Raw genomic sequence first — 11,832 nt, forward strand, 5'->3', positions numbered from 1 at the left:
GGCGCGCCGCTTACCCGACATTCATCGGCAACAACACCATCTGCCGCCCCTGCTGATGCAGCCGCGCCTGCAATTCGACGGGCGTCTGGTTGTGCAGCCACGCGGTCAGGAAATTCACGCGCCGGAAGATCAGCTTGCTCGCGAAGCAGACGCTGTTCGGAAACTCGTCCATCGTCTCGTCGGCGAGGCGCATGAATTCCACGATCGGATGCGTGCCGAACGCGATCCGGTAGTCGGCCGCGATCCCGTGGCGCCGGCAGTGCGCGACGTAGTAGTCGAGCGACGACGTGATCGCGTGCCGCAGCCGTTCCAGATGCTCCTCGCCGTCGTAGCTCTTCGCGTCGACTTCGCCGACCGCCAGAAAAATCACGTTGCGGAAGTGCCCGGGGAAGAGCCGGTTCACCCACAGCAGCGCGTGCATGCTCGCGCCGCGATGCTTGCCGACGAGCAGCACCGCGGTCGGCTGCGCCGGATCGGGCTTGCCGGGCGCGGCGCCCTCGTCGACGGCGGGCGGCTCGCCGGCGAACAGCGCGTCTTCTTTCGCGAGCTGCGCGCGCGTGTCCGAGTAGTGGCGGTGGATCAGCAGGCACGCGGCGATCACCGCGCTCGTCACGAGCACCGTCAGCCAGCCGCCCGCCGTGAACTTCTCGACAAGCGTGATCACGAGCACGACGCTCGTCACCGACAGCCCGAGCGCCGACAGCGCGAAATGCCTGAGCCAGCCGGCGTCGTCGCGGCGGCGCCGCCACCAGTACGTGCAGAGGCCGAGCAGTGACATGCTGAACGTCAGGAACACGTTGATGCTGTACAGCACGACGAGCACGTCGACGTTGCCGTGCGTCCAGAGCAGGATCAGAAAGCTCGCGACGCCCATCACGACGATCCCGTTCTGCCGCACGAGCCGCGTCGACAGATCGCGGAAATGGCGCGGCACCCACGAATCGGAGGCCATGTTCGACAGCACGGCCGGCCCGTCGAGAAAGCCCGTCTGCGCGCCGACCAGCAAGAGCCCCGCCTCGAATGCGAGCACGGCGGCCAGCAGCGCGTGGCGCGCGAACGACGAGCCGAGCCCGAGGTGGTCGATCACGCTGCCGAACACGACCGCGTTGAGCGTCTGCCCCTCGACGGGCTTCGCGTGCCACAGCATGTAGAGCAGAATGATGCCGCCTGCGGTGAACGCGAGCGACGTCGCCATGTAGAACATCGTCACCTTGCCGCTCGGCACGCGCGGCTCGGCGAGCATGTTGACGTTGTTCGACACCGCTTCGAGGCCCGTGTACGTGCCGCCGCCGAGCGAGAACGCGCGCATCAGCAGCGCGATCATCACGAGCGGGCCGAGCGTGTGCGACATCCCGCGCGCCTCGCCGAACGCGTCGGGCACGACGTTCGCGAGGTTGCTGCCGTGCGCCGCGACGCCGTAGACGATGAGGCCGAAGTGCAGCACGACGAAGCCGACGAAAATCGGCAGCAGCACCATGATCGATTCCTTCATCCCGCGGAAGTTCAGGCCCGTCATCAGCACGATCAGCGTGAGCTCGGTCGTGAGCTTGAACGCCTGCGCGCCGACGGGCAGCAGGCTGAAGAACGCGTCGACGCCGCTCGCGAGCGACGTCGCGACGGTCAGCACGTAGTCGACGAGGAGCGCCGCGCCGGACACGAGCCCGGGCTTCGGCCCGAGCAGCGCGGTCGACACGCGGTAGCCGCCGCCGCCCGTCGGGAACAGCTCGATCACCTGGTTGTAGCCGAGCGCGATGATGAACACGGTCGCGGCGGTCGCGAGCGCGAGAAAGAGCGCGAGCGGCGTGTGCTGGCCGAGCGCGAGGAACGCCTCTTCCGGGCCGTAGCACGACGACGACAGGCCGTCCGCGCCGAGCCCGACCCACGCGAGAATCGGCGTGACCGCGATCGCGTGCCGCGTGCGCGGGTCGAGCGGATCGAGCGGCTTGCCGAACAGGAATTGCCACATCTTGTCGAGCGAGGTCATCGGTTCCCTCCGGTGCGATCGCATCTGGCCATGCATCCATGCCGCGAGCACAAGGTAAGGGAGCCGCGCGCCGTCTGTCAGTCGGCGTTATCCATGAGACGGATGCGCGAGCTTTCGGATGCCTGACGATTCGCCCGAAAGCTTACGAACGGCGTACGCGCTCAATGCGCGGCGACGCGGGCCGATGCCGCGCGCGTTTCGTCTCGCGCATGCGCGCGTTCTTCCGCCGCGAGCTTGAACACGCTGACCGCATGCGCGAGCTGCGCGGCCTCGTCGCGCAGCGCGGCGGCCGCGCGCTCGGCGTCGGCGATCAGCGTCGCGTTCTGCTGCGTCGCCGCGCCGATCTGCGTGACCGCGAGATTCACCTGCTCGATGCCGCTCGACTGCTCGCGCGACGCCGCGCTGATCTCGGCGATGATCGCGCGCACCTGGTCGACGCGCGCGACGATGTCCTGCATCGCCGCGCGGGCGTCCTCGGCGATCCGGAAGCCGTGCTCGACCGTCGTCGCCGATTCGCCGACGAGCGCGTCGATCTCCTTCGCCGCCGCTGCGCTGCGCTGCGCGAGCGCGCGCACCTCGGAGGCGACGACCGCGAAGCCCTTGCCGTGCTCGCCCGCGCGCGCCGCCTCGACGGCCGCGTTCAGCGCGAGGATGTTGGTCTGGAACGCGATTGCCTCGATCACGCCGGTGATCTCGGCGATCTTGCGCGCGACGCCCTGGATGTCGCCCATCGTCGCGACGACGCGCTGCACGGCCGCGCCGCCCGTCGTCGCGGCGGACGACGCGCCCGTCGCGAGCGCGTTCGCCTGCGCCGCGTGGTCGGCGTTCTGCTGGACGGCCGCGGTGATCTGCTCCATGCTCGCCGCGGTCTGCTCGACGCTGCTCGCCTGCGTCGCGATTCGCGCGGCCATGTCGCTGCTGCCCGCCGCGATCGTCACGGTGCCGTGCGCGATGTCGGCCGCGCCTCGGCGCACCTGCGCGACGATCCGCGCGAGGCCGTCGCCGATGCCGTCGACCGCGCGCACGAGCCGGCCGATCTCGTCGCCGCGCCCGCTCGCGTGCGGATCGGCCGCGCCGTCGTGAACGCCGCGCGCGGCGATCCGCACGCTGAGATCGCCCGCCGCGAAGCGCTCGGATGCGTGCGCGGCCGCGTCGAGCGGCCGGCTGACGACGCGCTTGACGACCGCGACGAAGAGCGCCGCGAACGCGAGCACGAATGCGCAGCCGATCGCCGCGAAGCGGTTGCGGGTCGCGCGCATGCCGGCCATCACTTCGTCGTCGATCGCGATGCCGCCGACGAGCCATTGCCACTGCGGGATTGTGACGAACGACACGAATTTCGCGCGCGGGCCGCTGTCGGACGCGGCCGTGTCGGTCGACGTGTAGGACAACTGGCCTTCCTTCGCGGCGAGCATCTGCGCGTACGGCGCGGCTGCGTCGTCGGCGCGCTGGCCCGCGCGCTGCGGATGGACGATCAGGTTGCCGCGCGTCGGGCCGTTCGATGCGTCGAGCACGAAATAGTAGCCGTGCTCGCCGATCTTCAACTGGCGGATGCCGTTCTCGACGAGCCGCATTTCCGCGCCGACGTCGATGCCGACGAACAGCGCGCCGACGATCGCGCCGCTCGCGTCCGCGATGGGCTTGTATTGGGTGATGTAACGTTTGCCGAACAGCGTCGCGAGACCGGTATACGTGTTGCCGGCGACGAGCGGCGCGTACGCGGGGCCCTTGCGGTCGAGCAGCGTGCCGATCGCGCGGCTGCCGTCCTGCTTTTTCAGCGACGTCGTCACGCGGACGAAGTCGTCGCCCTTTCGCGCGAAGATCGTCGCGATCGCGCCGCTCTTCAGCAGGAACTGGTCGGGGATCGAGAAATCGAGGTTCAGCGTCTGGCCGCCCGCGGTGAGCGCGGGCGTCGCGACGCCCGCGACGTCGACGGTCCGCGCGGGATCGAGCGCGTAGCCGGGCGGCAAGAAGCTCCCGAGGAGCGTCATCGCGCGGCTCGCCTCGGCGGTGAGCGCTTCGTCGAAGAGCGCGATCATCGCGGCGATCGAGCGATCCTTCTCGTCGATGCGCGCGTGAACCTGGCCGGCGATCTGGCCGGCGGCGGCGTGGGTCAGCGCCCAGACGAACGCGGCGAAGAGAAGCGCGAAGAGCGCGCTCGACAGCGCAGCGAGGCGTGCGCCGACGCTCGCGCGCCGCAAGAATGGCACGTTCATGAATGACTCCGAGTGCGGTGGCGGGGACGTTGGCGGAACGCACGCGTCACCGCTCTCTGATGGCGTGGTTGTCGGCAGGCGCGGGGGATTCTTTAGGATTTTGTAAGGGGTTGATCCGGGTAGGGCGGCGAGGCTTCACGCAACGGCGAGCGGCGGGTTCAGGGCAGCGGCGCGCTCGGGGCGCAGGCGGCGCTCGGGATGAGCAACCGCGACACGCGGGCGGACCGGGAGCCGGCGATACGGAAGGCCTGAGCCGCTTTTTCAGGTCGAACTTCCGGCCGAACTTCAATGATCCATTGGCTTTTCGCCGGAACAATCGAGCCCATTTTGCTGAGGCGGGTCTGTCGCGGGGCCGCGCGGTTCGATCCGGCAATCGCGGAGGGCAATCGGGCGGGATCGGGGGGAATCTTGCGCGAATGGCCTGCCGGCCGATTGCGGTGCCGTCGGCCGCGAGCCGCCACAGAGATCGAACGGCGGATTTCGCGTATCCGTTGTGGCGGAGAAGGGGGCGCGAAAAGCGTAGGGGCGTTGAACAGGTCGCCGGCGTATCGCGTATTCTCGCTCGTGGTTTCCCCGCTTCAACGCCATGCGTTACGTAACATTTTTGAATCGTTTTGACGCCGTCCGTGCGTTTGGGCCGACGCGGCGCGGAGCGGGGGTGCCGCAGGCACCATGGGACACGCTGCCTCGGACGGCCTGTCGACGGCCCTGACGGCTCATCTCCGTCCTTCCGTCGCGTGCGCCGCACTTGACGTTGTCGACGCTGGCACGGTTTCTGCGTCGCATCGAATACGAGGGCCGCGCCGGCCGAACGGCGCGGATTCAGGCAAACTGGTCGGGCGCATCCGCAAGATCCGCTCGTCCCCAAGCAGCACGGTGCAATACATGGACACGCTCCCGAACCAGTCCGACGCGCAATTCCAGGCCTTCCTGGCGAAGCTGCTCGAGCAGCCGCAGCCCGCCGTCTGGACCGAAAAGCAGCAGATCGAGCTCGACATGGCGCGCGAGCTATCCACCGAGATGCTGCAACTCGCGGAACGCATGCAGGCGACCGACAAGACGGATCTCGAAAGCTGCCTCGTGCTGCTCAGGCACGCGAAGGTGCTCGACTTCATCCTGTCGTCGCTCGCCGCGCGCCGCGACATCCATCCGCGGACGCTGCGCACGATCTTCAAGCTCGCGAAGCTCAAGGTTCACGATTCGTATCCGGAGTGAGCGGAGCTCGATCGAACGACGCGAGCGGGCATTCGCCGCCGGCAGTGCGCGGCGGCCTTGATGCGGCGGCCGTCGTCGCGCACGCGCAGCGCACGGCTGCCGCAACCGCACGCCGGTGTCGCGCGATGGGCGCGATGGGCGCGATGGGCGTGTGCGCTCAGCGCGTGACGAAAGGCGGCGCGACATCCGGCTTCGCGCGCGCGAACTTGCGTTCGCGCAGCAGTCCGACCCGGCCGTTCTCGCGCGCGGTCTCGTTGCCCGCATCGTCGAGCAGCACGAGATCGCCGCGCATCACGTTGAACGTGACGACCGCGCCCGTCTCCGATGCGATCGCCTCCGGCGTGTGGTGCGAGCCCGCCGGCTCGAGCAGCGTGCTTCCCGGCCGCGCGATCCAGTCGTATTCGCGATAGCGCCACTCGCCCTGCAGCGTGTAGACGAACACCGCGCCGTCGTGTCGATGGCGCGGCAGCGCGAGCCCGACCGGCATCCTCAGCAGCACGGTCATCTCGTCTTCGGCGACGTTGATGTGCAGGTACTTGATCGCGAGCCCGGGCAGGCTCGCGTCCATCGGCAGCCACGGACGTTCGTCGTCCTGCAGGCACGAGATCGGCGGCAGCGGCGCGGCGGGGGCGGTCGGCAACGGTGAATTCATGGCTTGGCGCGGCGCCGCATCGGCGCGGAAGTATGCGGGAAAGCGCGATTATCGCAGAGCGGGCGGCGGTGGACGTCGGCATCGTCGGCGCGGCGCCGCGCATGCCCGTAACGGTTTTCGCGCTTTCCCCGCGACGGCGTTCGCCGGCTTGTCATCGAGCGGGCGCGTGGCGTTGCGCACCGCGCCCGGCTGAGGCCGCGGGTCGATTGAAGCTTGATTGACCGGCAATGGCGGGCGTCAGGCACGCAGTCAACGCGTCGTTGCGGTTTGAATGTGCTGCGGCGGCGGGCCGTAGCGACGGTGCTCGTTCGCTTTTCATTCGCATGAGTGGGTAAAAGCCAGGCTGACGCGAACGGACGTCGACACGGGCAGCCTCGCGTTCGACGGCGGCGCGGAGAAATACAACGAGATATCGCAGGCGTGGACGGTTCCGTATCGTCTCGACAGGCGGCAATACATCGCGTGGGTCGATGGGCGGCGGCGGCATGGAAATCAGCGGCCCCATGGACTCACCCTCCAACGGTTCGATCGTCGTCGCGCTCACGCCTTCGCCCGCGCCGCCGCATGCGCGATTTCCAGGCAATCCTGAAACAGCAGCGCCGCGCGCGAAGGCCGCGGCGAGCGCCGCAGCAGGCTCACGAACCGGCACGAGTAATGGAACCGCTGCGGTGCGACGGGCCGCATCAGCCCCTTCGCCTCGAAGCTCTGCGCATAGTGATCGGGCAGGAAGCCGAGATACCGCCCCGACAGGATCAGCGTCGCGATCGACTCCTGGTCCGACGCCGTCGCGCTGCGCGTGAGCTTCGCGCGGTGGCTCAGCTCCATGTTCGGCGAGTGGTAGCCGAGGCCGGCGAACGCGTAGCCGCGCACCTGGCGCCACGTGAGCTTCGCGTGCGGCGCGTCGAAGAGCGGATGGCTCGCGCCGCAGTACAGCAGCATCCGCTCGTCGAACAAGTCCATGTAGACGAGGCTGCCCGAGCTGCGGTGCGCGGGGATGATCCCGACCTGATAGCTGCCGTCGATGATCCCGCGCTCGACCTCGTTGATCGACGCGACGTGCAGGTTCAGCGCGACGTCCGGCGCCTCGTCGTGAAAGCGCCCGATCGCGTCGCCGAGCCGCGCCTTCGGGTTCGTCGCGGTCTTGTCGAACACGGCGATGTGCAGCTCGCCGCCCATCCGGTCGTGAATTCCGTCGACGCGGCTCCTGAACGCCTCGACCGACGCCAGCAGCCGCAGCGTTTCCTCGTAGACGGTCTGGCCCTCGGGCGTCAGCGTGAAGCCGGCGCGGCCGCGCCGGCACAGCACGAGGCCGAGGCGCGTTTCGAGATCCTTCACGTGCCGGCTGATCGTCGAGATCCCGATGTTCAGCTCCAGCTCGGCCGCCGCCATGCCGCCGCACTGGACGACGCTCCTGAACACGCGCAGCAGGCGCAAGTCCATGTCGGTCAGCTGGCCGAGGAGCGCGCGGCTCTTCGGTTTTCTTGCTTGCATAAATGCTCAAGTAAACATTGATATTGCGATATTCAAAAGACTATTCGTCGACTCGACAATGCGCAACATCTTCATTCATCCGCGCCGCGCCGCGCTGCCGACCGACATGAACGCTCTGACCGAACCCACGACCCCCGACACGCCGCTGCGCACCGATGCGCAGTGGCTCGACGCCCACTGGATGCCGTTTACCGCGAACCGCCAGTTCAAGCAGGACCCGCGGATCATCGTCGAAGGCAAGGGCGCGTACTACACGGCAGCCGACGGCCGCAGGATTTTCGACGGACTGTCCGGCCTCTGGTGCTGCGGGCTCGGCCACGGCCGCACCGAGATCTCGGACGCGGTCGCGCGCCAGGTCGCGCGGCTCGACTACTCGCCCGCGTTCCAGTTCGGTCATCCGCAGTCGTTCGAGCTCGCGAACAAGATCAAGGCGCTCACGCCGGCCGGCCTCGACTACGTGTTCTTCACGGGCTCGGGCTCGGAGGCGGCCGACACGTCGCTCAAAATGGCGCGCGCGTACTGGCGCGCGAAGGGCAAAGGCACGAAGACGCGCCTGATCGGCCGCGAGAAGGGGTATCACGGCGTGAACTTCGGCGGCATCTCGGTCGGCGGGATCGGGCCGAACCGCAAGCTGTTCGGCCAGGGCCTCGATGCGGACTTCCTGCCGCACACGCAACTGCCGGAAAACAGGTTCTCGCGCGGGCTGCCCGAGCACGGCGCCGAGCTCGCCGAGCGCCTGCTCGACCTGATCGCGCTGCACGACGCGTCGAACATCGCCGCGGTGATCGTCGAGCCGTTCTCCGGCTCGGCGGGCGTCGTCGTGCCGCCGAAGGGCTATCTGCGGCGGCTGCGCGAGATCTGCACCGCGCACGACATCCTGCTGATCTTCGACGAAGTCATCACGGGCTTCGGCCGCGCGGGCGCGATGACGGGCGCCGATGCGTTCGGCGTCGTGCCGGACATCATGAACGTGGCGAAACAGGTGACGAACGGCGCGCAGCCGCTCGGCGCGGTGATCGCGAACCAGGACATCTACGACACGTTCATGGCGGCGGGCGGCCCCGACTACATGCTCGAATTTCCGCACGGCTACACGTATTCCGCGCATCCCGTCGCATGCGCGGCGGGCGTCGCGGCGCTCGATCTGCTCGAGAAGGAAGACGCGATCGGCCGCGTGCGCGCGCTCGCGCCGCATTTCGAGGCGGCCGTGCATGGCCTGAAGGGCGTGCGCCACGTGGCCGACATCCGCAACTGCGGGCTCGCCGCGGGCCTGACGATCGAGCACGCGCCGGGCGAGCCTGCGCGGCGTCCGTACGAGATCGCGATGCATTGCTGGAAGAACGGTTTCTACGTGCGCTACGGCGGCGACACGATCCAGCTCGCGCCGCCGTTCATCGCCGAGAGGCACGAGATCGACAGCCTTGTCGGCGCGCTGAACGACGCGCTGCTCGCCACCGCGTGACGACGCGGGGCCGCCGCGCGCGCGTCGGGCGGCGGCCGAAACGGCGTTCGCCGCGCCGGGGCGGCGCGACGGCAGTTCGCCGCCGAAGCGGTTCGGCCGCGGCGCGATGCGCTCCGGCTTGCGCGGCGGCGCGCGTTCGCCGCATCGACGAAACACACGAACGAAACACACGAATTCAGGAAACACCGCGATGAAACACGACAGCAACGTGACCTCCACCCTCGGCCATCTGATCGACGGCAAGCGCGTCGACGGCGGCGAGCGCGTCCAGCCGGTGTTCGATCCGGCGACGGGCACATCGACGACGAGCGTGCGGCTTGCCGACAAGCCCACGGTCGAGGCGGCGATCGCGGCCGCGCAGGCCGCGTACCCGGCGTGGCGCAACACGCCGCCGCTCAAGCGCGCGCGCGTGATGAGCCGCTTCAAGACACTGCTCGAGGCGCACGCGGACGAGCTGTGCGCGCTGATCACGGCCGAGCACGGCAAGGTGCTCGCCGACGCGATGGGCGAGCTTCAGCGCGGCATCGAGAACGTCGAGTACGCGAGCTACGCGCCGGAGCTGCTCAAGGGCGAGCACAGCAAGAACGTCGGCCCGGCGATCGATTCGTGGAGCGAGTTCCAGGCGCTCGGCGTCGTCGCGGGCATCACGCCGTTCAACTTCCCGATCATGGTGCCGCTGTGGATGTGGCCGATGGCGGTCGCGTGCGGCAACACGTTCGTGCTGAAGCCGTCGGAGCGCACGCCGTCGTCGACGCTGCGCATGGCCGAGCTCGCGCTCGAGGCGGGCCTGCCGCCGGGCGTGCTGAACGTCGTGAACGGCGACAAGGAAGCCGTCGACACGATCCTGACCGACGCGCGCGTGAAGGCGGTGAGCTTCGTCGGCTCGACGCCGATCGCCGAAACCATCTACACGACGGGCTGCGCGCACGGCAAGCGCGTGCAGGCGTTGGGCGGCGCGAAGAACTTCGCGGTCGTGATGCCGGACGCCGACATCGGCAACGCGGTGAACGCGCTGATGGGCGCCGCGTACGGCTCGTGCGGCGAGCGTTGCATGGCGATTCCGCTCGTCGTCGCGATCGGCGACGAGACCGGCGACAAGGTGGTCGAGGGCCTCGCGGCCGAGATCGCGAAGATGAAGGTCGGCCCGGGCACGGGAGAAGGCGTCGACATGGGGCCGCTCGTCACGCGGCAGCACTTCGAGAAGGTGGCGGGCTTCGTCGAAGCCGGTGTCGAAGCGGGCGCATCGCTCGTCGTGGACGGCCGCGGCGTGAAGGTCGACGGCCACGACGGCGGCTACTACCTCGGCCCGTGCCTGTTCGATCACGTGAAGCCCGGCATGCCGATCTATCAGCATGAGATTTTCGGGCCGGTGCTCGGCGTCGTGCGCGTCGCGTCGCTGGCCGAAGCGATGGCGCTCGTCGACGCGCACGAGTACGGCAACGGCACGTGCCTGTTCACGCGCGACGGCGAGGCCGCGCGCTTCTTCAGCGACAACATCCAGGTCGGGATGGTCGGCATCAACGTGCCGCTGCCCGTGCCCGTCGCGTATCACTCGTTCGGCGGCTGGAAGCGCTCGCTGTTCGGCGATCTGCACGCGTACGGCCCGGACGCGGTGCGCTTCTACACGAAGCGCAAGACGATCACGCAGCGCTGGCCGTCGGCCGGCGTGCGCGAGGGGACGGTGTTCAGCTTCCCGTCGAGCCGCTGAGCAGCTTTGTAGTTGGCCCATCCAGGCCGTTCGGCGAAGCGTTTCGTCGACGGCCTGTTCGAAGCCCGCGTAACGCGGGCTTTTTCTTTTGTGCTCGTGCTTGCGTGTGTGCGTGTGTGCGTGTGTGCGTGTGTGCGTGTGTGCGTGTGTGCGGAGTGCGGCTTGCCGCTTGCGCGGCGTACGCGCGCGATACGCATCGTCTCCGGTTGGACCACGGCGCGCCGCGCGCGACGGCCGGCGGCCGCGGCGGTCCTGCGCCGCATCGGGATGGCGCTGTAAGAATATGCAAGGAAATTGTATTGAATGGATCGTGCGTGGTATCTCTTCCCGGCGTCGCGCGCCGGCCACGGCACGCGCGCGACGTGCCCAGATCCATTGCAACAGAGAAGTGAGAAGCCGATGCCGATGATGTCGTATACGAAGCCAACCAATCTTTCGGACAAGTCCTTCACGGTCACGCTCGCGCTGCGCGCCGCATGCGCCGCCGCCGTCGCGGCGCTCGCCGCCTGCGCGACGCAGCCGGGCTCGACTCCAGCGGCGGGCGCCGCGGATGCGAAGGGCGCGGTCGCAAGGCAGTCGCAGCAATCGCAGCAGCCGAGGCAATCCGCTGCGTCCGCCGCGTCGGACGCAGCCGCGCCGAGTTTCGCGTGGCCGGTGCGCGGCCCGATCCTGAAGAATCCCGACGATGCGAAGCATCCCGGCATCAACATCGGCGGCGCCGCAGGCGAGCCGGTGAAGGCCGCGGCGGACGGCGTCGTCGCTTATGCGGGCGACAGCCTGCGCGGCTACGGCAGCTTCGTGATCGTCAAGCACGACGACGTGTATCTCAGCGCCTACGCGCACAATCGCAAGCTGATGGTCAAGGAGGGCGACAAGGTCGCGAAGGGCCAGACGATCGCGGAGATGGGCGACAGCGACGCGGATCGCGTGATGCTGCATTTCGAGATTCGACGCAAGGGCGTGCCGGTCAATCCGTTGACGTATCTGCCGGCTCCGTGAGCGCGTGGAGGGCTGGCCGGGCCGCGTCGGCGGCGCGCAGACGCTGATGCGCGCGCTTGCGTGCGATGCGATGTTCGGGTTGCGGTTGCGATCGCCGGCGCGATC

7 protein-coding genes and 1 pseudogene are annotated in these 11,832 nt (G+C 68.8%); 4 read left to right on the top strand and 4 right to left on the bottom strand.

Features of this window, described 5'->3' with window-relative positions:
- Window positions 1-10 precede the first annotated feature (10 nt).
- Complete coding sequence (locus tag WS91_RS11365; RefSeq protein WP_038747700.1) at window positions 11-1,984, bottom strand: APC family permease; 1,974 nt, start codon at window positions 1,982-1,984, stop codon at window positions 11-13.
- 161 nt (window positions 1,985-2,145) lie between these two features.
- On the bottom strand, window positions 2,146-4,200 hold the full coding sequence (locus WS91_RS11370; protein ID WP_059670297.1) for a methyl-accepting chemotaxis protein: 2,055 nt from the start codon (window positions 4,198-4,200) through the stop codon (window positions 2,146-2,148).
- Window positions 4,201-5,085: 885 nt separating this feature from the next.
- On the opposite strand from WS91_RS11370, the gene WS91_RS11375 reads away from it, so the two are divergent.
- Complete coding sequence (locus tag WS91_RS11375; RefSeq protein ID WP_038747703.1) at window positions 5,086-5,415, top strand: hypothetical protein; 330 nt, start codon at window positions 5,086-5,088, stop codon at window positions 5,413-5,415.
- A gap of 157 nt (window positions 5,416-5,572) precedes the next feature.
- Here the strand turns inward: WS91_RS11375 and WS91_RS11380 are convergent, their stop codons facing one another.
- Both WS91_RS11380 and WS91_RS11385 read right to left on the bottom strand, forming a co-directional pair.
- Window positions 5,573-6,067, bottom strand: a complete 495-nt coding sequence (locus WS91_RS11380) for a 2,4'-dihydroxyacetophenone dioxygenase family protein (RefSeq protein ID WP_059578520.1) — start codon at window positions 6,065-6,067, stop codon at window positions 5,573-5,575.
- Window positions 6,068-6,607: 540 nt separating this feature from the next.
- Entirely contained in the window at window positions 6,608-7,558 is a 951-nt protein-coding gene (locus tag WS91_RS11385; protein WP_059578515.1) for a LysR family transcriptional regulator, read from the bottom strand.
- 58 nt (window positions 7,559-7,616) lie between these two features.
- Here WS91_RS11385 and WS91_RS11390 point away from each other — a divergent pair, with 58 nt between their 5' ends.
- The 3 genes and pseudogenes from WS91_RS11390 to WS91_RS37290 form a co-directional block, all read left to right on the top strand.
- Window positions 7,617-9,020 carry an aspartate aminotransferase family protein gene (locus WS91_RS11390; protein WP_059578510.1) on the top strand — a complete coding sequence of 468 codons (1,404 nt, stop codon included), beginning with the start codon at window positions 7,617-7,619 and terminating at the stop codon, window positions 9,018-9,020.
- Between the two features lie 190 nt (window positions 9,021-9,210).
- Complete coding sequence (locus tag WS91_RS11395) at window positions 9,211-10,728, top strand: CoA-acylating methylmalonate-semialdehyde dehydrogenase (protein ID WP_038747714.1); 1,518 nt, start codon at window positions 9,211-9,213, stop codon at window positions 10,726-10,728.
- A gap of 636 nt (window positions 10,729-11,364) precedes the next feature.
- Window positions 11,365-11,727, top strand: a pseudogene (locus tag WS91_RS37290) (murein hydrolase activator EnvC family protein); the annotation flags it as partial.
- Window positions 11,728-11,832 lie beyond the last annotated feature (105 nt).

Origin of the sequence: Burkholderia sp. MSMB1498 (assembly GCF_001526245.1) — a bacterium.
Taxonomy (GTDB): Bacteria; Pseudomonadota; Gammaproteobacteria; order Burkholderiales; family Burkholderiaceae; genus Burkholderia; species Burkholderia savannae.